This window comes from Microbacterium sp. AR7-10 (assembly GCF_001878835.1).
In the GTDB taxonomy this organism is placed as follows: Bacteria; Actinomycetota; Actinomycetes; order Actinomycetales; family Microbacteriaceae; genus Microbacterium; species Microbacterium commune.
In genome coordinates this window covers 1-22681 of sequence record NZ_MJIR01000002.1, presented here as the reverse complement: position 1 = coordinate 22681, position 22681 = coordinate 1, and the positions used below count along the sequence as shown (strand labels likewise).

The following is a 22681-nucleotide window of genomic DNA, read 5'->3' as shown; positions in this document are numbered from 1 at the left end:
CGTTCGGGATGCGGCAGGGATCGTGTGCCGGTGAAGCCGATCATAGGTCGCCCTGAGCGTCGGAGGCGTGTGCAGCGGGAGCCGAACCAGGACTCAGCACGACCTTGATGCAGCCGTCCTCCTTGCGCTGGAAGGTGCGGTACAGGTCGGGCGCATCATCGAGCGGCGCACGATGCGTGACGAGATCCATCACTCCCAGCGGATCGGCGTCGTCCTCCACCAGAGGAAGAAGGTCGTCGGTCCAGCGCTTCACGTTGCACTGGCCCATCCGCAGGGTGATCTGCTTGTCGAACATCGTCTTCATCGGCAGGATGTCGGCGTCGCCCGCGTACACGCCGCTCAGCGAGACCGTGCCGCCGCGGCGGACGAGGTCGATCGCGGCGTGCAGCGCGGCGAGACGGTCGACGCCGGCGTGCTCGAGCATCGGGCGCGCCAGTGGGTCGGGCAGCAGCCCGACCGCCTGCTGCACCACGGAGATCGCCGGATTGCCGTGGGCTTCGAGTCCGACCGCATCGATCACCGAGTCCGGGCCGCGGCCCGCCGTGATATCACGCAGATGCGGGATCGCGTCGTCGTCGAGGTCGAAGACCTCGATGTCATGACGGGCGGCCATGGCGCGACGTTCGGGAACCGGGTCGACGGCCAGCACGCGGTGTCCGCGTGAGCGCGCGATGCGGGCGGCGAACTGCCCGACCGGGCCCAGACCCAGCACGGCGACGGTGCCGTCGACGGGGATGTGGGCGTAGTCGACGCCCTGCCACGCGGTGGGCAGGATGTCGCTGAGGAACAGGTAGCGATCGTCCGGCAGCTCACCGCCGACCTTCACGTGGTTGTAGTCGGCCAGGGGCACCCGCAGATACTCGGCCTGGCCGCCGGGGACCTGCCCGTACAGTTTGGTGTACCCGAACAGCGCGGCGCCGCTGCCGTACTCGCGCACCTGCGTGGTCTCGCACTGCGACTGCAGCCCCCGCCGGCAGAACCAGCACGTGCCGCATGAGATGTTGAACGGGATCACGACGCGGTCGCCTGGCACGAGGGTGCGGATCTCCGAGCCGACCTCGACGACCTCGCCCATCGTCTCGTGACCGAGGATGTCGCCTCGGTCGAGGAAGGGTCCGAGCAGCTCGTACAGGTGCAGATCCGAGCCGCAGATGGCGGTGGAGGTGACGCGGATGATCGCGTCGGTCGGCTCGAGGATGCTGGGGTCGGGCACCTGCTCGACGCGGACGTCGCGCTTGCCGTGCCAGGTCAGTGCCTTCATGAGGTGCTCCTCTGCTCGCCGCTCTCGCGGTCATCGGTGGGGTCGGCTTGCTGCGCTGCTGCCGCATACACGCATCCGCCTGAGGCGGGCATGGTGGGCAGTCGTCGTCGATCGACGTCGAGGCCTTCGGGTGAGATGCGCACCCGCGGGTCGCTGAGCACGGCGATCGCGGCTGACAGGCCGGCGATCGCGAGCTTCTCGCCCGGGCAGCGGTGACCGGTGACGACGTCGGCCCCGCCGTGCGGGATGAACGCGGGGATCGCCTCGTAGTCGGGTCGGTGGATGAAGCGCTCCGGTCGGAATTCGTGCGCGTCGTCCCACGACGCGTCATCGAGGTCGGTGCCCAGGATGTCGATGACGACCCGTCCGCCGGCCGGGACGCGCTGGCCGTCGAAGTCGATGTCGGTGATCGCGCGACCGGGCAGCATCGGCACGAACGGGGAGGTCCGACGGATCTCCTGCGCGAAGGCCACGGCGAGCTGCCCACCCACGAGCTGTCCGCTGCGGGCGGTCTCGGCGTGGATGCGCAGGCGCCAGTCGGGGTTCTCGAGCAGCTGCTTGGCCGCGTACGCGACGAAGCGGGCGACCGCGATGAGCGGACGGATGCTGTTCTGCAGCTCGACGCCGGCCAGGCGCTCCGGCAGCAGCCCTCCGTCGGGCCCCCGATGCCAGGCCCACTCGTACAGTGCCGTGCCCTGCGGTGGCACGAGTCTGCCGGCGCGCACATCGTGGATCAGTCGTGCGGCGCGCCGATCGGACCAGACGCGGTTGAACAGGGCCGCGGCGAAGTCCGGGGAGAGCGGCCGGCCGAAGCCGTCGACGATCTGCGCGAGCCGCGCCGCCCACCCCGTGCGCGCGTCGTCGGAGCCGGGGAGGCCGGCCCACTGCATCCCGGCGCGCCCGAACGCACCGACCGCGGCGTCGTACGCGGTGCGGTCTCCGCCGGCGAGCCAGTCGTCGAGCTCGCGCTGCCATTCGCGCTCGAGGTCCGGCTGCAGACGCCGCACCTGCTCGTCCTCGTATGCGACGTCGACGAACGTCGCCTTGCGGTGGCGGTGCTCGGCCCCGTCGAGGCTGTGCACCGATCCGTGGCCGAACAGCGTCTCCTGCACGAACCGCGGCATGGCGCCGTGGCGGGCGACGCGGGTCTCGTCGTAGAACAGCCCGACGCCCTCCGCGCCTCGCACGAACACGGCTCGATGGCCGAGCAGTCGCATCGGCGCACCGCGTGCGCCATCGCGCACGCGGGACCAGATGCGGGCGCCGAGGTCGTAGCCGTGCACGAGAAGAAGAGGGGCGTCGTCTGCGATCCGGTGAGGCATGCCTCCAGCCTGATCACCGAACGCGAATGTGTGAACGGGGGCGCGATTCGCGACCGTCTGTGCTACAGGTCAGGCTGCTCGGAGGCCCTGCGTGCAGGAGACGAGGCTCGTGGGCAGAGACGAAGCCTGCACACGACGAAGCCCCGACAGATCACTGTCGGGGCTTCTGGATGGTGGGCGATGCCGGACTCGAACCGACGACCTCTTCCGTGTGAAGGAAGCGCGCTACCAACTGCGCCAATCGCCCATGTGGAGTTGTGTCGTGCACGGTGGCACAGTCAGCAAGCATACCCGATCCGCACCCGCCTCCTGACACCGCGCGACGGGCCGGGCGTGGCGGCGCGAGCCGCATCAGAAGACACGCCCGGCGGCGTGGAGCGGTTTGGCGATGCGCCGATCCTGGGCTAATGTATTTCAAGTGCCCGGGACGCCGGGAACGACAACAGAATATGCGGATGTAGCGCAGTTGGTAGCGCATCACCTTGCCAAGGTGAGGGTCGCGAGTTCGAGTCTCGTCATCCGCTCGAGTGCAGGAGCCCCCTTCAGGGGGTTTCGGCATGTGGGTTCGAATCCACTTCGCGGTGGCGTGGCCGAGAGGCTAGGCACCGGCCTGCAAAGCCGTTTACACGGGTTCGAATCCCGTCGCCACCTCTCTGACAACTGAACAGCCTTCTAGGCGCGATTGGCGCAGCGGTAGCGCGCTTCCCTGACACGGAAGAGGTCACTGGTTCGATCCCAGTATCGCGCACAACAGAGACCCCCGGACGAGTCCGGGGGTTTTCTCGTTCCCGGGGCGTCGGCGGGTCGCGCGTGTTGCCGCTCGATCCGCCGAGCGCAACCCCCTCTTCCATGTCGCACATCGTGATTACGTTCGCTGGCATGACCACAGGGCAGATGCAGCAGGCGATCATTCTGATCGATGACGACGACAGCATCCCGCTGGAACGCGACCAGGACATCGGCGATCTGAAGACGCGCATCGAAGAGGCCGCGGCTCAGAGCCGGTTCGTGGACTTCCGCACCGCCGAGGGGGCGGAGGTGTCGGTTCTGCTCTCGCCGCACAGCCGGGTCCGGATCGCTGTGCTGCCGCCGCGTCTTGAGGCGCTCGACATCGAGCAGCCCAGCGGATTGGACGACCTCCCGGCCGACCTCCTGTAGCCGTCGATCCACGCCGATCAGCGCGCCCGCCGCATCTGCTCGTACGCGGCGAGCGCCGCCTTGCGCGTCTCGCCGAGATCGACGATGGGCTCGGTCGGCGCATCGCGGGCCCACTCGCGGATGTAGTGGCCGTCGCGATCGAACTTCTTCGCCTGCAGCTCGGGGTTGAAGACCCGGAAGTACGGAGCGGCGTCCGCGCCGGAACCGGCGACCCACTGCCAGTTGAACGAGTTGGCGGCGTCGTCGGCGTCGACCAGCGTGTCCCAGAACCATTCCTCGCCCCGACGCCAGTCGACGAGCAGGTTCTTGATCAGGAACGACGCCGTCACCATCCGGACGCGGTTGTGCATGAAGCCGGTGTGCCAGAGCTCGCGCATCCCGGCATCCACCAGGGGGATGCCCGTCTCGCCGCGCTGCCAGGCTGCCAGGTGCTTCGGCTGGAGGCGCGGCCACGGGAACGCGTCGAACTCGGGGCGCAGGTTGCGGGTCGCGAGCTGCGGGAAGTGAAACAGCGTGTGCCAGGCGAACTCCCGCCAGCCGATCTCGGAGAGGAAGCGTCCGGCGCCCTCATGCTCGGTCGCCGCGTGCCACACGGTGAACGGGCTCAGCTCACCCCACCGCAGGCGCGGCGACAGCAGCGACGTGTTTCCCGCCGCCGGCTCGTCGCGGGTGGTGTCGTAGCCCCGCAGATCCTCGCGGAGGAACGAGCGCAGCCGTGCACGCGCGGCGGGCTCGCCCGGCTCCCACGTCTCGCGCAAGCCCGCCGCCCAGTCCGGCCGGCTCGGCAGCAGCGACCATCTGTCGAGCTCGTCGGACGCCGGCACGCGAGTCGGACCGCGCAGTTCGCGCGGCTCCGGCAGGGGAGCGCGCGGCGCCGGAAGGGCCAGGCACGCGCGCCAGAACGGCGTGAACACCGAGAAGTGCGTGCCGCCTCCGGTGCGCACGGTCCACGGCTCGAACAGAAGGGATGCCGCGAACGAGCGCACCTCGACGCCTCCCTCGCGCAGGCTCGTCTTGATCTGCGTGTCGACGTCGCGCTGCGGACCGCCGTATCGGCGGTTCCAGAACACCGCACCCGCGCCGGTCTGCGCGACCAGCTCGGCGATCGCCGAGGCCGCGGCGCCGCGGCGCAGCACGAACGTCCCGCCGCGCTCGATCACCCGATCCCGCAGCGACACGAGCGAGTGATGCAGCCACCAGCGGGCGGCGCCGCCGAGGCTGCGGAACCCGGGCGACTCCTCGTCGAGGACGTACACGGCGATGATCGGCTCACCGCGCTCGACCGCGGCCCGAAGCGCGGGGTTGTCCGCGAGGCGGAGGTCGTCGCGAAACCACACGATCGAGGGGGACGTCATGCGCTCAGCATTCCAGACGATGCGGCCGGATGGTGCGCGTCGCACGCTTCGACTCGCGCCGTCAACCCCCTACGGTCACGGCAACGCGCCCCCGTACCGTCGGGGTATCGGAGCTCGACTGAGCTCCAGAACCGAAAGGAGCGATCATGAATCCTCTTCTCATCATCATCGCGGTGATCGCGATCATCCTGGCGATCACGGGCGGGTTGGTGCAGTCCCTGAACTTCCTGCTGTGGGTCGGACTGGTCCTTCTTGCGCTCGCGGTCATCGCGTGGCTCATCAGGGCGGTCTCGGGTCGTAACACGAGCGTGTGACCTCCGACCCCGCGTCGATCGTCAACGGGTAGGCGGTCGGCGCCCGGCCCCGGTCGCGGAGCAGATGCTCTCGCACCGGGGCCTTCTGCATGCCACGGCGGATGCGGGATGCCGGGATCCGGCGGCGTAGACTTCACGACATGGAATCCGCGTCGACCGCTCTCGTGACCTCTGTCACCGGTGTCGTCGCGCGAACTACGCAGGCCTGAGCGGGCAGGGCGCGACTCGCGCCTGCAGCTGAGTCGTCCTCTTCCATCGTCTACCTGGAGAATCACGTGTCAGACATCGCCCAGCCCCGCGCAGACAAGCGCGACGGCTTCGCCCTGTTCACCGATCGTTCCGTCGTCGCCATGTGCGTGAACGGCGAGCTGAAGGATCTCGCGGCGACCGTCGCCGACGATGACGTCGTCGAGCCGGTCACCATCGACAGCCCCGACGGGCTCGTCATCCTGCGTCACTCCACGGCGCACGTGCTGGCCCAGGCCGTGCAGCGGATCCGCCCTCAGTCGAACCTGGGCATCGGCCCGCCCATCACCGATGGCTTCTACTACGACTTCGGCGTCGACGAGCCGTTCACCCCGGAGGATCTCAAGGCGATCTCGAAGGAGATGCAGCGCATCATCCGCGAGGGTCAGCGCTTCACCCGCCGGGTGGTCAGCGAAGACGAGGCCCGCGCGGAGATGGCGGGCGAGCCGTTCAAGCTCGAGCTGATCGACCTCGCCGGCGGCCCCGGCTCGGGCGCGGACGCGGCCGAGGGGGCGTCCGCGGAGATCGGCGCCGGTGAGCTGACGATCTACGACAACGTGACCAAGGACGGCGAGGTCGCCTGGAAGGATCTCTGCCGCGGTCCGCACGTGCCCAGCACGCGCATGGTGGGCAACGGGTGGGATCTCACCCGTGTCGCCGCCGCCTACTGGCGCGGCAGCGAGAAGAACCCGCAGCTGCAGCGCATCTACGGCACGGCGTGGCCGACGAAGGACGAGCTGCGCGCCTATCAGGAGCGTCTGGCCGAGGCCGAGCGTCGCGACCACCGCAAGCTCGGTGTCGAGATGGACCTGTTCTCGTTCCCCGACGAGATCGGCTCGGGTCTCGCGGTGTTCCACCCCAAGGGCGGCATCATCCGCTATGAGATCGAGGAGAACCTGCGGCGCCACCTGCTGCGCAACGGCTACGAGGTGGTGAACAGCCCGCACATCACCAAGAAGGATCTGTTCATGACCTCGGGTCATCTGCAGACCTACGCGGACGGCATGTTCCCCCCGATGCACCTCGATGAGGCGCGCGACGAGGAGGGCAACGTCACCCGGCAGGGCCAGGACTACTACCTGAAGCCGATGAACTGCCCGTTCCACAACCTGATCTTCCGATCGCGTGGGCGCAGCTACCGCGAGCTTCCGCTGCGGATGGCCGAGTTCGGCACGGTGTACCGCTACGAGAAGAGCGGGACCCTCTCGGGCCTCACGCGCGTGCGCGGGCTCACCCAGGATGATGCGCACATCTACGTCACCCAGGATCAGGTGCGCGAGGAGCTCGCGACGAACCTGAACCTCGTGCTGACCCTGCTGCGCGACTACGGGCTGAACGACTTCTACCTCGAGCTGTCGACCAACGAAGAGGGCAACGACAAGTTCCTCGGCGATCCCGAGCAGTGGACGACGGCGATCGACACGCTGCGCGAGGTCGCGCTCGAGTCGGGGCTTGAGCTCGTCGCCGACCCCGGGGGAGCGGCGTTCTACGGCCCGAAGATCTCGGTGCAGGCCCGTGACGCGATCGGGCGCACCTGGCAGATGTCGACGATCCAGCTCGATTTCAACCAGCCCGAGCGCTTCGAGCTGGAATACACGGGCCCCGATGGGCAGAAGCACCGGCCGGTGATGATCCACCGCGCGCTGCTGGGATCGGTCGAGCGCTTCTTCGCGATCCTGCTCGAGCACTACGCCGGCGACTTCCCGCTGTGGCTGGCGCCCGTGCAGGTGATGGGCGTGCCCGTCGCCGATCAGTACGCCGAGTACCTCGACGGCGTGATCGCACAGCTGCGGGACGCCGGGGTGCGCGCCGACGTCGATCACTCCGACGATCGGATGCAGAAGAAGATCCGCAACCACACCACCGCGAAGGTGCCGGTGATCCTCATCGCGGGCGAGCAGGATCGTGCCGCGGGCACGGTCTCGTTCCGCTTCCGCGACGGGTCGCAGGAGAACGGGGTGCCCATCGCGGATGCGGTGTCGCGCATCCGTTCGGCGATCGCGGCCCACGCCCGCGTCATGACCTCGGAGGATCTGGCTTGAGCGAACTCGAGGACGGCAGCCGCCTGGTCGGAGTGCCAGACGAGTTCCAGCGGCTGTGGACCCCGCACCGGATGGCGTACATCCAGGCGGGACCGCAGCCGCTGCGCGACGAGTGCCCGTTCTGCGAGGCGCCGAAGCATCCGGACGAGGAGCGGCTGATCGTGGCCCGCGGCGAGACCGCCTTCGTCGTGCTCAACCTGTTCCCGTACAACTCGGGTCACCTGCTCGTGTGCCCGTATCGCCACATCGGCACGTACGATCAGGCGACACCGGAAGAGGTCGCGGAGATCGGCGCGCTCACACAGACCGGGATGCGGGTGCTGCGCGAGGTCTCGCGCTGCGACGGCTTCAACCTGGGCATGAACCAGGGGGAGGTCGCCGGTGCCGGCGTGGCCGCGCACCTGCACCAGCACATCGTGCCGCGCTGGGCGACCGACGCCAACTTCTTCCCGATCATCGCGAAGACCAAGGCGCTGCCGCAGCTGCTCGACGATATCCGCGAGGCCGTCGCGAACGCCTGGCCGCGCTGAGCGCGGTGGCGTGCTGCGTCCGCGCCGGCGTCAGCGCACCTGACGCGCGGTGAACTGCATCCGGGGGTTCGCGTAGGCCTCCTGCGACTCGACGAGACGCAGTTCGCGGTCGCCCGAGTCGAGAGTGTTCTGCAGCAGATCGAACACGCTCGACACGGTGCGCTCGAGGGCGAGTCTCGCGTCACCCGTCGACGTGTAGTGCGCGGTGAACAGCGCGGCCGTCACATCGCCCGACCCGTTCGCCTTCATCGGCAGGTGCGGGGTGGACACCAGCCAGGCGCCCTTGCCGTCGGCGGCGAGCATCTCGATCGTGCCCTCCTCGCGGTCGGGGCGCTCGACCGAGGTCACCAGCACGGTCGACGGACCCATCGCCATCGCGGCGTCCACCGAGGCGAGCGTGGAGTCGAGGTCCGACGGCTCGGTGCCGGTGAGGAAGCCCAGCTCGAACTGATTCGGGGTGATGATGTCGGCGACGGGCACGACCCTGTCGCGCAGCAGCACGGGGATCGCCGGGGCGACGAAGCAGCCGGACTTCGCGTTGCCCATCACGGGGTCGCAGGCGTACACGGCATCCGGGTTGGCGGCCTTCACGCGAGCGACCGCATCGATGATGACGTCGGCGATGCCCTCGCCACCCTGATAGCCGCTGAGCACCGCGTCGATCTGGCCGAACACGCCGCGCTCCTCGATGCCGGTGATGACCTCGCGCACGTCGGTCGGATCGATCATCGGCCCTCGCCACGCCCCGTAGCCGGTGTGGTTCGAGAAGTTCACCGTGTACACCGGCAGCACATCGACGCCGATGCGCTGCAGCGGGAAGACGGCGGCCGAGTTTCCGACGTGGCCGTGCGCGACGGCCGACTGGATCGAGAGGATCTTCATCCTGTCATCCTCTCACTGCGGCCGCGGCCAGATCGTCGACGAGGCGGGCTGTCTCGGCATCGGTCAGGTCGTGCACGGTGAGCCGAAGGTGGCGCGACGGACCGGCGGTCTCGTCGAGCAGGAACTCGTCGCCGGGGCGAGCGAGCCACCCGCGACGCATCAGCCGCTCGGCGGCCGCGCGGGCGGTGGTGTCCAGCTGAACCCACAGGCTCAACCCGTCGGTCGAGACGGTGCGGATGCCGCGCGCGGCGAGCGCCTCGGTGAACGCGGCGTTCCGGGCGGCGTAGTGCTCGGCGGCGCGGGCGATGCGCGCTCGCACGTCGGCGTCGGTGAGCTGCGCGTGCGCGAGTCGCTGCAGCAGGTGACTCACCCACGTCGTACCGGGGCTGAGACGCATCGCCAGCCGCTCGGCGGTGGTGGGATCGGTTCCCGCCAGGGCGAGGCACATGTCCGGCCCGAGGAACTTCGACACGGATCGGATCAGCGCGTAGCGCCGATGCGCCGGTCCGATCAGCGACGCGTACGGATGCCGGGAGAGCAGGGAGAAGTGGTCGTCTTCGATGATGAGCACGTACGGGTGATCAGCGAGCACCGCCCGCAGCGCCGCGGCGCGTGCGGGGGACAGGCTCACCCCCGTCGGGTTCTGCGCCCTGGGTGTGCTGATCACGGCACGGACCCCCGCGTCGAGCGCGGCGCGCAGCCCGTCGATGGTCATGCCCTCCTCGTCGACCGCGACGGGAACCGCCCGGTAGCCGCCGAGGCGCACCGTGTGGATGCTGGAGAGGAAGCACGGATCCTCCAGCGCGACCGCATCGTCGCGCGTGAGCGCCTGCGCGAGCAGGCGCTCGACCGCGTCGACGGCGCCGCTGGTGACGACGACGTGCAGGTCGTCGCGGGGGAGGTCGGCCAGCATCCACTCCCGCGTCCACTGCTCCAGACCGGCATCGATCACCGGTTCGCCGTACAGCACCGGGCGGCCGACGATGCGCCCCAGCGCGGGCGTCGGGTCGGGGATGAGTGCGGGGTCGGGGTTGCCGGATGCCACGTCGCGCAGCACCGTGTCGGCGACGCCCTCCTGCGCGACGGGCGCGCCGCCGGAGATGACCGTGCCCGCGCGTCCTCGCGAGACCACGAGCCCCGCCTGCGCGAGCTGCCGATAGGCCGCGACCGCGGTGTTGCGGTTCACTCCCAGCGTCGCAGCGAGCTCGCGCACCGACGGCAGCGCATCGCCCGGTCGCAGCGCTCCGCGCTCGCGCAGCCCGCGCACGCTGTCGGCTATCTCGGCAGCGGAGGTCCCGGTGATCGTGGCGTCCATCGTCCTGATTCTATGGTGCTATCGTTTGGCATAGGCCAAAGTGCGGATTGTCACAACGAGGAGTGATCATGGCAGCCACCGACCAGAACCCGACCACCGGATCCCAGCGTGTGAAGCGCGGTCTCGCCGAGATGCTCAAGGGCGGCGTCATCATGGACGTCGTCACGGCCGAGCAGGCGAAGATCGCCGAGGACGCCGGGGCCGTCGCCGTGATGGCGCTCGAGCGCGTGCCCGCCGACATCCGTGCGCAGGGCGGCGTATCGCGGATGAGCGACCCCGACATGATCGACAGCATCATCGATGCCGTCTCGATTCCGGTGATGGCGAAAGCCCGCATCGGGCACTTCGTCGAGGCGCAGGTGCTGCAGGAGCTCGGGGTCGACTACATCGACGAGTCCGAGGTGCTCTCGCCGGCCGACTACGTCAACCACATCGACAAGTGGCCGTTCACCGTGCCGTTCGTCTGCGGTGCCACGCACCTCGGCGAGGCGCTGCGTCGCATCACCGAGGGCGCGGCGATGATCCGCTCGAAGGGCGAGGCCGGCACCGGCGACGTCTCCGAGGCGATGAAGCACATCCGCAAGATCCGCGGCGAGATCGCCGCGCTCGGCGCCCTGTCGAAGGACGAGCTGTACGTCGCCGCGAAGGAGCTGCAGGCTCCGTACGATCTGGTCGCCGAGATCGCCGAGACCGGTCAGCTGCCCGTCGTGCTCTTCGTCGCCGGCGGTGTCGCCACTCCCGCTGACGCCGCGATGATGATGCAGCTCGGTGCCGACGGCGTCTTCGTCGGGTCTGGCATCTTCAAGTCCGGGGATCCGGTCGCCCGCGCGAAGGCGATCGTCAAGGCGACCGCCTTCTACGACGACCCGAAGGTGATCGCCGAGGCGTCGCGCGGCCTGGGCGAGGCGATGGTCGGCATCAACGTCTCGGACCTGCCCGCTCCGCACCGTCTCGCCGAGCGCGGCTGGTGACGACGGCCCGCGTCGGGGTGCTCGCGCTGCAGGGTGACGTGCGCGAGCACGTCACCCTGCTCGAGCGCCTGGGGGCCGAGGCGGTGCGCGTGCGCCGCCCCGAGGAGTTCGCGTCCGTCGAAGGGCTGGTGATCCCCGGCGGCGAGTCGAGCGTCATCGACAAGCTCACCAGGATGTTCGGGCTCGCAGAGCCGATCCGTGCCGCCATCCGCGAGGGCATGCCCATGTTCGGCACCTGCGCGGGACTGATCATGCTCGCCGACCGGCTCGTGGACGCGATCGACGGGCAGCAGACCTTCGGCGGCCTCGACGTGACGGTGCGGCGCAACGCCTTCGGTCGTCAGGTCGACTCGTTCGAGGGGCCGGTCGTGGTGCCGGCGTTCGGCGGCGAGCCGGTGCATGCCGCGTTCATCCGCGGTCCGGTGGTCGAGACGGTGGGTCCGGATGCCACGGTCCTGGCGTCGCTGGACGACGGCACCGTCGTCGCCGTCGAGCAGGGGAACCTGCTCGGCATCAGCTTCCACCCGGAGATCTCCGGCGAGACGCGATTCCACCGGCGGTTCCTGGCGCGGGTCGCGGCGCGTACCTGAGGGGCATCCCGCGTCATTCGATAGAATGGACGACGCCCTGGAGGCGACTCCGGGCGCAGACGACGAGCGGAGACATATGTCCGGGCATTCCAAGTGGGCCACGACCAAGCACAAGAAGGCGATCATCGACTCGCGCCGTGCCAAGTCGTGGGCGAAGCTCATCAAGAACATCGAGGTCGCCGCGAAGCTCGGCGGACCCGATCAGGCCGGCAACCCGACGCTCTTCGACGCGGTGCTCAAGGCCAAGAAGATGTCGGTCCCGAAAGACAACATCGACCGCGCGGTGAAGCGCGGTGCGGGCATCGGCGGCGAGGCCGTCGAGTACACCTCGATCATGTACGAGGGCTACGGTCCCAACGGCGTCGCCCTCATGATCGAGTGTCTGACCGACAACAAGAACCGCGCTGCGGCGGAGGTGCGCACCGCGCTCACGCGCAACGGCGGAAGCCTCGCCGATCCCGGGTCGGTCGCCTACAACTTCACTCGCAAGGGCGTCATCGTCGTCGGCGGAGAGGGCACCACCGAGGACGACGTGATGATGGCGGCCCTCGAGGCCGGGGCTGAAGAGGTCGAGCCGCACGCGGAGGGCTTCCAGGTGATCGCCGAGGCGACCGATCTCGTCGCCGTGCGCACGGGCCTGCAGGAGGCGGGCATCGACTACGACTCGGCCGACATCGAGTTCGTGCCGAACCTGAAGGTCGAGATCGACGCGGACACGGCGCGCAAGGTGTTCCGCCTCATCGACGCGCTCGAAGACAGTGACGACGTGCAGAACGTGTTCGCGAACTTCGATCTCACCGCCGAGGTGCAGGCCGAGCTCGAGAGCGACGACGAGGAGTAGTCCTGCGACCGGCTCGGCGCCCCCGCGGGGAGCCGAGCAGCCACGACACCGGGAGGCCCCGGGCGCGCCTGCGTCCGGGGCCTCCCGCGTGCTCCTAGCCTGGGGGTGTGAGCTCTCTGCGCGTCCTCGGCATCGATCCCGGCCTCACCCGGTGCGGCATCGGGATCGTCGACGTCGACCGATCGCGCCGGGCCTCTCTCGTCCACGTGGGTGTCGTGCGCACCCCCGTCGACGCCGACCTGTCGACACGGCTGGCTGCGGTCGCCGCCGGCATCCGCGCCGCGATCGACGAGCACCGGCCCGGAGCGGTCGCCGTGGAGCGGGTCTTCGCCCAGCACAACGTGCAGACCGTGATGGCCACGGCCCAGGCATCCGGCGTCGCCCTGCTCATCGCCGCGGAGGCGGGGCTGCCGGCCGCGACCCACACTCCCAGCGAGGTGAAGGCCGCCGTCACCGGGTACGGCTCGGCCGACAAACGTCAGGTGCAGTCGATGATCGCGCGGATCCTCCGGCTGGATGCCCCACCGCAGCCCGCGGACGCCGCCGACGCGCTCGCGATCGCCCTCTGCCACGCGTGGCGTGGCGGCGCGGCCGCGGCGGCCCTGGGCGGAAGCCTCACCCCGGCGCAGCAGGCGTGGGCGGACGCCGAACGTGGGGCGCGTGCGCCCTCGCGATCCCCTCGCGCCCGTGTCGGTCGAACGGATGTACGACCTGCTCGATAGGCTGGCCGCATGATCTCGTCTCTGCGCGGCATGGTGCTGCACGCCGACTCGACCCACGTCGTCATCGAGACCGGTGGGGTCGGGTTCTCGGTCTTCGTCCCCGCGGATGTGGCGCACACGGCGGTGGTCGGCGACGAGCTGCAGCTGCACACCAGCCTGATCGTGCGCGAGGACGCGCTCACCCTGTTCGGCTTCAGCGACCGCGACGAGCTCGAGATCTTCGGTCAGCTTCTCAGCGTCACCGGCGTCGGACCGAAGTCCGCCCTCGGCGTGCTCTCGCACCTCACCGTCGACCAGATCGCGGAGGCGGTCACCGCGGAGGACGACGCTCCGTTCCGGCGCGTCTCCGGGATCGGACCGAAGACCGCGAAGCTCATCGTGGTGCAGCTGGCCGGCAAGGTGCAGCCGCGCGTGGCATCCGCCCCTGCCGGAGCGCCCGCCACCGCGACCGTCGAGCAGGTCGCGGCGGCGCTGGTGGGACTCGGCTGGTCGGAGAAGGTCGCCGCCGAAGCCGCGGCGCAGTCGGCGGAGGACGCCACCGACGCCGAGCGCGAGTCGGTTCCGGCGCTGCTGCGCCGCACGCTCGCCGCCATGGGACCGGGGGTCAAGCGTGGCTGACACCTCGCGGGAGGCGGGTGAGGCGCTCGACGCGACGGAGCTCGCGATCGAGGGCGCCCTGCGTCCCAGCAGCCTCGACGAGTTCGTCGGGCAGCCGAAGGTGCGCGGTCAGCTGCAGCTGCTGCTGCAGGCCGCGCACATGCAGGAGCGACCGGCCGACCACATCCTGCTCGCGGGCCCGCCTGGGCTCGGCAAGACCACCCTCGCGATGATCGTCGCGCATGAGAGCGGCCGTCCGCTGCGTCTGTCCAGCGGGCCCGCCATCCAGCACGCCGGAGACCTCGCCGCCCTGCTGTCGAGCCTCACGCCGGGGGAGGTGCTGTTCATCGACGAGATCCACCGGATGGCGCGCTCCGCGGAGGAGATGCTGTACCTCGCGATGGAGGACTTCCGCATCGACATCATGGTCGGCAAGGGCGCGGGCGCCACGAGCATCCCGCTCGAACTCGCACCCTTCACCCTGGTCGGCGCGACGACCCGCTCGGGGCTGCTGCCCAACCCGCTGCGCGACCGCTTCGGCTTCACCGGACACCTCGAGTTCTATGACGACGACGACCTCGAGCGTGTCATCGCACGGTCGGCGAACGTGCTCGGCGTGCGGCTGCCGGACGACTCGCTCAGCGAGATCGCGCGACGCTCCCGCGGCACCCCCCGCATCGCCAACCGGCTGCTGCGCCGGGTGCGCGACTACGCCCTCGTGCACGGCGGAGGGGCGGCGGCGTCGATCGCCGACGTGAAGGCCGCACTCGAGCTGTACGACGTGGACGCGATCGGACTCGACCGGCTCGACCGTGCCGTGCTGGACGCACTCGTGCGGCGGTTCCGCGGCGGCCCGGTCGGACTCAGCACCCTCGCCGTGGCGGTCGGCGAGGAGGCCGAGACGGTCGAGAGCGTCGTCGAGCCGTACCTCGTGCGCATCGGCTTCCTCGGCCGCACGCCGCGCGGACGGATCGCCATGCCCGAGGCGTACCGGCATCTCGGCATCGTGCACCCCGACGGTGTGGCATTGTTCGATGACCTATAATCGCTGAAGCCTCCCCGAACTCTTGTGCGCTCATCGGCGTGCGCTCTCTGAAAGGTCCTCTCCCATGGAACTCATCCTCTTCGGTCTTCTCGGCGTGATGCTCGTGTTCATGTTCCTGAACACCCGCAAGCGCCAGAAGCAGATGAAGGAGCAGCAGGAGGAGAAGGCCACCAAGACCGTCCCCGGCGTCAAGGTCCTGCTGCAGGGCGGCCTGTACGGCACGGTCGTCTCCTACGACCCGATCGACCTCGACAAGCCCGCGCAGATCGAGATCGCACCCGGCGTAGTCATCGAGGTGCACAGCCAGGCCATCCTCCGCCTCGTGGAGGAGACCGCGGAAGACGACGCGGTCGTCGACGCACCGGCGACGGACGTCGACGACGCCCTCGCCCACGACCGGGCTGACGGCATCGAGTCGATCAAGGTCGAGACGCCGGAAGAGACCAAGGCGCGCCTCGAGCGCAACGACGAGAACTGACGCGCCCGCACCGGCACTCACTCGAAAGCGGAACTCCGTGGCATCATCATCCCCGACTCGCCATGCCTGGCGAGTCCTCCTCGGCCTGCTCATCGTCACGGCCGTGCTGTTCGGCATCAATGCGCTCGGCGTCTACGTCTTCAAGACCGACGCCGGGGAGCCGGCCAGCTCCTGGGCTCCTGAGCTCGCACTCGACCTGCAGGGCGGAACCCAGATCATCCTGGGTGCGGAGTCGCCCGACGGCGCCGCGCCCACCGAGGACCAGCTGAACCAGGCCGCGGCGATCATCCGCCAGCGTGTGGACGCCTCCGGTGTGGCCGAGGCCGACATCACCACGGAGGGCGGCCGCAACATCGTCGTCCAGATCCCCGGCGCCGCCGATCAGGCGACGCGGGATCGCATCCAGGCCAGCGCGAAGCTCGAGCTGCGCCCGGTGATCCTGGCGACCGACCCGGCGACCTCGTTCGTCGGCGAGGACGGTCAGGAGACGGCATTCCCCACCCCCGACGACGCCATGAACGCGACGCCGACCGCCGAGCCCACCGACGGATCGGACCCCAACTGGGCGACCGAGCGGCGCATCGCCGAGCTGCAGGCCTACGACTGCTCCGCGGAGCGCGATTCGACGAACGCGCCCGAGGACGAGCCGCTGATCGCCTGTGAGGAGAACGGCAGCGCCAAGTACCTTCTCGGGCCGGTGGAGCTCGACGGCACCGTGATCGACGACGCCACCGCCGGGCGCGAGCAGCAGAGCGGCCGCTGGACGGTCAACCTCGTCTTCGACGCCAAGGGCACCGAGATCTTCGGCGAGGTCAGCCAGCGGCTGAACGCCAACCGTCTCGCGCAGCAGTCCCCGCGCGACCAGTTCGCGTTCGTGCTCGATGGCAAGGTGCTCTCCGCGCCGACCATGCAGGCGGTCATCCTCAACGGCAAGCCGAGCATCTCGGGCAACTTCACGCAGGAGAGCGCGAAGGCTCTCGCCGACCAGCTGCGCTACGGCGCGCTGCCGCTCAGCTTCACCGTCGAGAGCTCCGACACCATCTCGGCCACGCTCGGCTCGCAGCAGCTCGAGATCGGCCTGATCACCGGCCTCATCGGTCTCGGGCTGGTGGCCCTGTACTCGCTGATCACCTATCGCGCACTCGGGTGGGTGATCATGGCATCCATCGGCGTGATGGGTGTGCTGACCTACATCGTCATCGCGATCCTCGCCTGGCGGATGGGCTTCCGCCTCTCGCTCGCGGGCGTCGCCGGTCTGATCGTCTCGATCGGATTCACAGCCGACTCGTTCATCGTGTACTTCGAGCGGATCCGAGACGAGCTGCGTGACGGCAAATCGATCGTCGCCGCCGTCGAAGACGGCTGGGGACGAGCGAAGCGCACCATCTACATCTCGAAGTCGATCAACGTGCTCGCCGCCGTCGTGCTGTACGTGCTGGCCGACGCCACGGTGAAGGGCTTCGCGTTCACGCTGGGCCTGACCACGCTCATCGACGTGTTCATCTTCGTGATCTTCACCCACCCCGTCATGCAGCTGCTCGCTCGCACCCGGTTCTTCGGTGGCGGACACAAGCTGTCCGGTCTCGACCCCGATGCGCTCGGTGCGGTCTACCGCGGTCGCGCGCAGTTCCGCGACGTCCGCACCGGTTCGTCCGGGCGGGCCGCCCGCAACAAGGGCGCGCGCGGCGAGGCCGAGAAGCGGCAGACCATCGCCGAGCGCAAGCGCGCTGAGGCTCTCGCAGGATCCAAGGATGCCGGAAAGGACTCCGACGCCTGATGTTCTCCATGAATGAGTTCGGCAACAACCTCTACTCGGGCAAGACCTCCTTCCCGTTCGTCGGCAGGCGGCGTCTGTGGTTCATCATCGCGATCCTGCTGGTCGTCGGCTCGGCCCTGGTGCCGCTCGTGCGTCCCGTGCAGTTCTCGATCGAGTTCACGGGCGGATCCCAGTTCGTCGTGCTCGCTCCGTCGTCGACCGATCAGGGCCTGGCCACCGACGCGGTGCGCTCGGTCGTGCCGGATGCTGCGGCCAAGGTCGTCACGGTCAACAGCCGTGACGTGCGTGTGCAGACCGACCAGATGACACCCGGCGAGACGCAGGACGTCAAGGCTGCGCTCGCTGACGCGTACGACGTGAAGGCCGACGAGATAACGGATTCGTTCATCGGCCCGGCGTGGGGCGAGAACGTCACCCGTCAGTCGCTGTGGGGCCTGGCGATCTTCCTCGCGCTGACCTTCCTCATCCTGGCGATCTACTTCCGCACCTGGAAGATGTCCGCGGCCGCGATCATCGGCCTGCTCGACGTGCTGCTCATCACGGTGGGCGTGTACGCCCTCGCCGGGTTCGAGATCTCGCCCGCGGCGGTGATCGGGTTCCTCACGATCCTCGCGTACTCGCTGTACGACACCACGGTCGTGTTCGACAAGATCCGCGAGAACACGACGGAGGACGTCAATCAGACGTCGCGCACGTTCGGCGAGTCCGTGAACCTGGCGGTCAACCAGACGCTGATCCGCTCGATCAACACGTCGATCGTCGCCGCCCTGCCGGTCGGCGCGATCCTGTTCATCGGCTCACTGTGGTTCGGCGCCGAGACCCTCACCGACATCTCGCTGTCGATCTTCGTCGGCATCATCGTCGCCACCTACTCGACGCTGTTCGTCGCGGCGCCCCTCTACTCGCTGTTCCGCGAGAAGGAGCCCGACATCGTCGCACACGACGCCAAGGTGCACGAAGCGCGCGAGCGCGCTGTCGCGACGGTGTGATCGCCTCCGCGCGGTCGGGGAGCGCCTCGGCCGCGCGTAGGATGATCTGATCGGGAACGGGAGCAGATGATGGCGGATTCGCAGGCGTCAACGCAGGTGTCGAGCCTGCGCCGGCTGGTGCCTCGCATCTTCTCGCGCGCACCCAGGGTCAACGACCTCGACAACCTGATCCGCACCGTGCGGGCGAACCACCCGCGCGGTGACCTGCCCATCATCGAGCGCGCCTACCGGGTCGCCAGGGAGAAGCACGAAGGGCAGTTCCGGCAGAGCGGCGAGCCCTACATCACCCATCCTCTCGCGGTGGCGCAGATCCTCGCGGAGCTCGGGCTGGGGCCTCGCGCCATCGCCGCGGCTCTGCTGCACGACACCGTCGAGGACACCGGCTACGCGCTCACCGAGCTGACGGCCGAGTTCGGCGACGAGGTCGCCATGCTCGTCGACGGCGTCACGAAGCTCGACAAGGTCAAGTACGGCGAGAGCGCGCAGGCCGAGACGGTGCGCAAGATGATCGTGGCGATGTCGAAGGACATCCGCGTGCTGCTGATCAAGCTCGCCGACCGCCTGCACAACGCCCGCACCTGGGGCTTCGTGCCGCCGGAGAAGTCGGCGCGCAAGGCCAAGGAGACGCTCGAGATCTACGCGCCGCTGGCGCACCGCCTCGGCATCCAGACGATCAAGTCCGAGCTCGAGGATCTGTCGTTCGCCGTGCTGCATCCGAAGATCTACGCCGAGATCAACAGCCTCATCGCGCAGCGCACCCCGCAGCGAGAGAAGTACCTGCAGAGCGTGGTCGAGTCGATCAACGAGGATCTTCGCGAGCTGCGCATCCGCGGCAAGGTGGTCGGCCGACCCAAGCAGCTGTACTCGGTGTACCAGAAGATGGTCGTGCGCGGACGCGAATTCGACGACATCTACGACCTCATCGGCATCCGCGTGCTGGTGGGCTCGGTGCGCGACTGCTACGCCGTGCTCGGTGCGATCCACGCCAGGTGGACCCCGCTGCCGGGCCGGTTCAAGGACTACATCGCCACCCCGAAGTTCAACCTGTACCAATCGCTGCACACGACGGTCATCGGCCCGTCGGGACGCACGGTCGAGATCCAGATCCGCACGCACGAGATGCACCAGCAGGCGGAGTTCGGTGTCGCCGCGCACTGGATGTACAAGGAGCGGATGAACGGCGGGAAGGTCGATGCCCGGGCGACCGACGCCGACATGGCCTGGCTCGCGCACATCTCCGACTGGCAGGCCGAGACGGCGGACCCCAGCGAGTTCCTCGACTCGCTGCGCTTCGAGATCGGTGCGAAGGAGGTCTACGTCTTCACCCCGAAGGGGCGCGTCATCGGCCTTCCGACCGGCGCGACGACGGTGGACTTCGCGTACGCCGTGCACACCGAGATCGGGCACCGCACCATGGGCGCCAAGGTCAACGGTCGGCTGGTGCCGCTGGAGACCGAGCTGAAGAGCGGCGACGTCGTCGAGGTGTTCACCTCGAAGAACCCCGACGCGGGCCCCAGCCAGGACTGGCTGAGCTTCGTCAAGAGCACGAGGGCGCGCAACAAGATCCGTGGGTGGTTCACCAAGGAGCGACGCGAAGAGGCGATCGAGCAGGGCAAGGAAGCCATCGCCCGCGCGATGCGCAAGCAGAACCTGCCCCTGCAGCGGCTCATGAACCAGGAGTCGTTCGCCGAGGTCGCCCGTCAGCTGCGCTACGAGGACGTCTCGGGCCTGTACGCCGCGGTCGGCGAAGGTCACGTCTCGACCCAGTCGGTGCTCGAGAAGGTCACCGCTCTCGTGGCCGCCGATGAGGACACCAGCACGGGCGCGATCGAGCTGCCCGGCCGGGCTCCCGCGCGCGAGGCGCGCACGAGCGACTCCGGTGTGCTCGTGCGCGGCGCATCCGACATCCTGGTCAAACTCGCCCGGTGCTGCACCCCGGTGCCCGGCGACCCGATCGTCGGTTTCGTCACGCGCGGCAGCGGCGTCTCGGTGCACCGTCAGGACTGCGTGAACGTCAAGGCCCTCGGCTCCGACCCGGAGCGCTTCATCGAGGTGGAGTGGGCGCCGACGACCAAGAGCGTGTTCCGGGTGCAGATCCAGGTCGAGGCGCTCGACCGATCGGGCCTGCTCTCCGACGTCACGCGCGTGCTCAGCGAGCACCACGTCAACATCCTCTCGGCCACCGTCTCGACCACGGACGAGCGTCTCGCCCTCAGCAGGTTCGTCTTCGAGATGGGCGACTCCGTGCATCTCGACCGGGTGCTCAACGCCGTGCGCCGCATCGACGCGGTCTACGACGTGTACCGCGTCACGACCTCCTGACTCGCCCACCTCTCCAGGATCCGCCTGGCGTGGTTGGCGCCCGGCCGTCTGCCCAGCGGGATGACCCGATCGCGAACCGCCTCGGCGAGCCCCGGGGTGATGCGGATCAGGGAGTGCAGCCAGAGCTCGTCCTCCGCGCTGCGCGCGGAGCTGAGCAGCAGCGACTCCGCGGTCGCCTCCGGCGTCTGCACCCAGACACCCGAGATCGATCTGACATCGTCGGCACACAGTCGTCTCTCGTGATGCACGACGCGGATCGACGGCGCGATGCGCTGACGGCTCGCGCTGATCCGCGACACGTGATGCACACCCGGGGGAGCGTCGCCGGCACCGTGCACCCACGCGGCGCTGATTCCGCTCACGGCGGTGCCCGGCGGGACGAGGGGTGACAGGCTCAGGGCGCGCGCACCCGCCCCCTCGATCGCGTCTGCGGGGATGTACCCCTCGCCGACTTCGACGACGTCACCGTCGAGGCGCGCGGCACTCAGCTCGGGAAGGCTCAGCCGGCCACCCGGACGGTAGAACAGAGCGGGATGCACGCTGAACAGTATGAGCCGCGACGCCCTGCTGGAGGGTGCCGCGGCTCATACTGTGGATAACGACGGATGCTGTGCAGCAGCTCGGGTCAGCCGCCGAGCGCGCTCAACCAGGCGCGACGTGCGGCCAGCGCCTCGGTGGCTTCCTTGACGGCGCGCTTGTCTCCGGCCTTCTCCGCGGCGGCGAGTTCGGCCTCGAGCTTCTCGATGGCGTCGAGCAGCTGCGAGCTCATGTCGTTCGCGCGAGCCTTCGTCTCGGGGTTGTTCTTCTTCCAGTCGACGTCCTCACGCGACTTGAGTGCCTGCTCGATCGAGCGCATGCGGTCGTCGAGCACGCGCTCCTTCTCGCGCGGGAAGATGCGGCCGACTTCATCCCACTCACGCTGGATTCGCGTGAGCAGGGCGCGAGCGCGCTTGAGGTTCGGCTCGTCGGCGACGGCCTTCGCCTCTTCGAGCAGCGCCTCACGGGCCTCGATCCGCGGAGCCGAATCGGCTTCTTCCGCGGCGGCCTGCTCGGCGCGTGCCGAGTACAGTGCGTCGCCCGCGGCCTTGAATCGGGCCCACAGGGCGTCGTCGGCCTTGCGGCCGGCGCGGCCCGATGCCTTCCACGCGTCGAGCAGATCACGATAGGCGGGGATGCCGTCGACACCGCGGGGGGCCAGCGCCTCGGCGCGCTCGACAAGACGGGCCTTCGCGTCACGCGCGGTGCGGTGGGCGTCATCGAGCTCAGAGAAGAACGCCCGGCGAGCCTTGTCGACCGTGGAGCGTGCATCGCGGAAGCGCTTCCAGAGCTGCTGTGCGACGCCCTTGGGCAGACGCGGCGCATTCTGCTGATGCGCCTGCCACGAGTCGAACAGCTCGGTCATCTCGGTGGTGACCTGCTTCCACTGCACCTTCGACAGGTCGCGGGCGGCGATCGCCTCGGCCTTCTCGACGATCTGCGTGCGCTCGGCGATGGCGGCGTCGAGCGCTTCCTTCGCGGCAGCGGACTCCTTCGCCGTGGCCCCGGCGAGCGACGCGAGCAGCGTCTCGATGCGCTCCCGCAGCGAGACCAGGTCACCGACCGCGGCCGCGTCCGTCGCCTCGCCCCGCAGGTGGGTGGCCTGCTTGGTCAGGTCGGATGCCGAGGCACCGCCGTTCTGCGCGCGGGTTTCGAGCGTGCCGAGCTTGACCGCGAGATCGTCGTACTTGCGTGCGAAGTACGCGAGCGCCTCCTCAGCCGTGCCGTCGGGGTACTGACCGACCGCACGCCAGTTCTCGCCCTCGCGCACCTCGACGGTGCCGTCCTCGGTCACGCGGCCCCACTCGGCGGCGTCCGATGCGATCGGAGCGACCACCGGAGCTGATGAGGCAGCCGGAGCGGCCGCCGGCATCGGCTCTGTCTCTTA

21 protein-coding genes and 4 tRNA genes are annotated in these 22681 nt (G+C 69.2%); 17 read left to right on the top strand and 8 right to left on the bottom strand.

The features are described from left to right. Positions 1-40 precede the first annotated feature (40 nt). The 3 genes from BFN01_RS00360 to BFN01_RS00350 all read right to left on the bottom strand — a co-directional run bounded on the left by BFN01_RS00360 (position 41) and on the right by BFN01_RS00350 (position 2830). Positions 41-1261, bottom strand: a complete 1221-nt coding sequence (locus tag BFN01_RS00360; RefSeq protein ID WP_071640372.1) for a zinc-dependent alcohol dehydrogenase — start codon at positions 1259-1261, stop codon at positions 41-43. Then, positions 1258-2583 carry a cytochrome P450 gene (locus BFN01_RS00355; RefSeq protein ID WP_071640370.1) on the bottom strand — a complete coding sequence of 442 codons (1326 nt, stop codon included), beginning with the start codon at positions 2581-2583 and terminating at the stop codon, positions 1258-1260. Before BFN01_RS00355 ends, BFN01_RS00360 begins: the two co-directional genes overlap by 4 nt. 171 nt (positions 2584-2754) lie before the next feature. Then, positions 2755-2830 (bottom strand) — tRNA-Val (locus BFN01_RS00350). 204 nt (positions 2831-3034) lie between these two features. Between BFN01_RS00350 and BFN01_RS00345 the strand changes: the two genes are divergently transcribed. The 4 genes from BFN01_RS00345 to BFN01_RS00330 all read left to right on the top strand — a co-directional run bounded on the left by BFN01_RS00345 (position 3035) and on the right by BFN01_RS00330 (position 3741). Next, positions 3035-3107 (top strand) — tRNA-Gly (locus tag BFN01_RS00345). 56 nt (positions 3108-3163) lie between these two features. Continuing rightward, a tRNA-Cys gene (locus BFN01_RS00340) sits at positions 3164-3234 on the top strand. A 25-nt stretch (positions 3235-3259) separates the two neighbouring features. Beyond that, a tRNA-Val gene (locus BFN01_RS00335) sits at positions 3260-3331 on the top strand. 62 nt (positions 3332-3393) lie between these two features. Continuing rightward, positions 3394-3741 (top strand): hypothetical protein, encoded by a 348-nt coding sequence (locus tag BFN01_RS00330; RefSeq protein ID WP_143187102.1) that lies wholly within the window; start codon positions 3394-3396, stop codon positions 3739-3741. A gap of 17 nt (positions 3742-3758) precedes the next feature. On the opposite strand, the gene BFN01_RS00325 is transcribed toward BFN01_RS00330, so the two are convergent. Next, the gene (locus tag BFN01_RS00325) at positions 3759-5096 is read right to left on the bottom strand and encodes a deoxyribodipyrimidine photo-lyase (RefSeq protein ID WP_071640366.1); all 1338 of its coding nucleotides are present in this window, start codon (positions 5094-5096) and stop codon (positions 3759-3761) included. Positions 5097-5242: 146 nt separating this feature from the next. On the opposite strand from BFN01_RS00325, the gene BFN01_RS15280 reads away from it, so the two are divergent. From BFN01_RS15280 to BFN01_RS00315, 3 genes are all read left to right on the top strand, one after another. Continuing rightward, positions 5243-5410 carry a hypothetical protein gene (locus BFN01_RS15280; protein WP_177243763.1) on the top strand — a complete coding sequence of 56 codons (168 nt, stop codon included), beginning with the start codon at positions 5243-5245 and terminating at the stop codon, positions 5408-5410. A 350-nt stretch (positions 5411-5760) separates the two neighbouring features. Beyond that, the gene (gene thrS, locus BFN01_RS00320; protein WP_218161780.1) at positions 5761-7698 is read left to right on the top strand and encodes a threonine--tRNA ligase; all 1938 of its coding nucleotides are present in this window, start codon (positions 5761-5763) and stop codon (positions 7696-7698) included. Further along, positions 7695-8228: an HIT domain-containing protein gene (locus BFN01_RS00315; RefSeq protein ID WP_071640362.1), complete on the top strand. Its 534-nt coding sequence runs from the start codon at positions 7695-7697 to the stop codon at positions 8226-8228. The genes thrS and BFN01_RS00315 overlap by 4 nt, the downstream gene beginning before the upstream one ends. 30 nt (positions 8229-8258) lie before the next feature. Here BFN01_RS00315 and pdxY read toward each other — a convergent pair whose 3' ends face one another. Together pdxY and BFN01_RS00305 are read right to left on the bottom strand one after the other, a co-directional pair. Beyond that, complete coding sequence (pdxY, locus tag BFN01_RS00310) at positions 8259-9110, bottom strand: pyridoxal kinase PdxY (RefSeq protein ID WP_071640360.1); 852 nt, start codon at positions 9108-9110, stop codon at positions 8259-8261. 4 nt (positions 9111-9114) lie between these two features. After that, positions 9115-10425, bottom strand: a complete 1311-nt coding sequence (locus BFN01_RS00305) for an aminotransferase class I/II-fold pyridoxal phosphate-dependent enzyme (RefSeq protein WP_071640358.1) — start codon at positions 10423-10425, stop codon at positions 9115-9117. A gap of 68 nt (positions 10426-10493) precedes the next feature. Between BFN01_RS00305 and pdxS the strand changes: the two genes are divergently transcribed. The 10 genes from pdxS (at position 10494) to BFN01_RS00255 (ending at position 20757) form a co-directional block, all read left to right on the top strand. Further along, positions 10494-11396 (top strand): pyridoxal 5'-phosphate synthase lyase subunit PdxS, encoded by a 903-nt coding sequence (gene pdxS, locus BFN01_RS00300; protein WP_071640355.1) that lies wholly within the window; start codon positions 10494-10496, stop codon positions 11394-11396. Continuing rightward, the gene (pdxT, locus tag BFN01_RS00295; RefSeq protein WP_071640353.1) at positions 11390-11986 is read left to right on the top strand and encodes a pyridoxal 5'-phosphate synthase glutaminase subunit PdxT; all 597 of its coding nucleotides are present in this window, start codon (positions 11390-11392) and stop codon (positions 11984-11986) included. Before pdxS ends, pdxT begins: the two co-directional genes overlap by 7 nt. A gap of 76 nt (positions 11987-12062) precedes the next feature. Then, positions 12063-12827: a YebC/PmpR family DNA-binding transcriptional regulator gene (locus tag BFN01_RS00290; RefSeq protein WP_071640352.1), complete on the top strand. Its 765-nt coding sequence runs from the start codon at positions 12063-12065 to the stop codon at positions 12825-12827. A gap of 107 nt (positions 12828-12934) precedes the next feature. Next, positions 12935-13549, top strand: coding sequence for a crossover junction endodeoxyribonuclease RuvC (gene ruvC / locus BFN01_RS00285; RefSeq protein ID WP_071640350.1), 615 nt, complete (start codon positions 12935-12937; stop codon positions 13547-13549). Between the two features lie 9 nt (positions 13550-13558). Continuing rightward, positions 13559-14167 (top strand): Holliday junction branch migration protein RuvA, encoded by a 609-nt coding sequence (gene ruvA, locus BFN01_RS00280; RefSeq protein ID WP_071640348.1) that lies wholly within the window; start codon positions 13559-13561, stop codon positions 14165-14167. After that, entirely contained in the window at positions 14160-15191 is a 1032-nt protein-coding gene (ruvB, locus tag BFN01_RS00275; protein ID WP_071640346.1) for a Holliday junction branch migration DNA helicase RuvB, read from the top strand. The genes ruvA and ruvB overlap by 8 nt, the downstream gene beginning before the upstream one ends. Before the next feature lie 64 nt (positions 15192-15255). After that, positions 15256-15669 carry a preprotein translocase subunit YajC gene (gene yajC / locus BFN01_RS00270; protein WP_071640344.1) on the top strand — a complete coding sequence of 138 codons (414 nt, stop codon included), beginning with the start codon at positions 15256-15258 and terminating at the stop codon, positions 15667-15669. Positions 15670-15706: 37 nt separating this feature from the next. Beyond that, positions 15707-17446 (top strand): protein translocase subunit SecD, encoded by a 1740-nt coding sequence (gene secD, locus BFN01_RS00265; protein ID WP_071640342.1) that lies wholly within the window; start codon positions 15707-15709, stop codon positions 17444-17446. Further along, positions 17446-18435, top strand: a complete 990-nt coding sequence (secF, locus tag BFN01_RS00260) for a protein translocase subunit SecF (RefSeq protein ID WP_071640340.1) — start codon at positions 17446-17448, stop codon at positions 18433-18435. The genes secD and secF overlap by 1 nt, the downstream gene beginning before the upstream one ends. 69 nt (positions 18436-18504) lie before the next feature. Beyond that, positions 18505-20757 (top strand): bifunctional (p)ppGpp synthetase/guanosine-3',5'-bis(diphosphate) 3'-pyrophosphohydrolase, encoded by a 2253-nt coding sequence (locus tag BFN01_RS00255; protein ID WP_071640338.1) that lies wholly within the window; start codon positions 18505-18507, stop codon positions 20755-20757. Here the strand turns inward: BFN01_RS00255 and BFN01_RS00250 are convergent. Beyond that, positions 20727-21296 (bottom strand): hypothetical protein, encoded by a 570-nt coding sequence (locus BFN01_RS00250; protein WP_071640336.1) that lies wholly within the window; start codon positions 21294-21296, stop codon positions 20727-20729. The two genes, BFN01_RS00255 and BFN01_RS00250, sit on opposite strands and share 31 nt — an antisense overlap. Before the next feature lie 86 nt (positions 21297-21382). Further along, the gene (locus BFN01_RS00245) at positions 21383-22666 is read right to left on the bottom strand and encodes a DUF349 domain-containing protein (RefSeq protein ID WP_071640334.1); all 1284 of its coding nucleotides are present in this window, start codon (positions 22664-22666) and stop codon (positions 21383-21385) included. Positions 22667-22681: the final 15 nt, after the last annotated feature.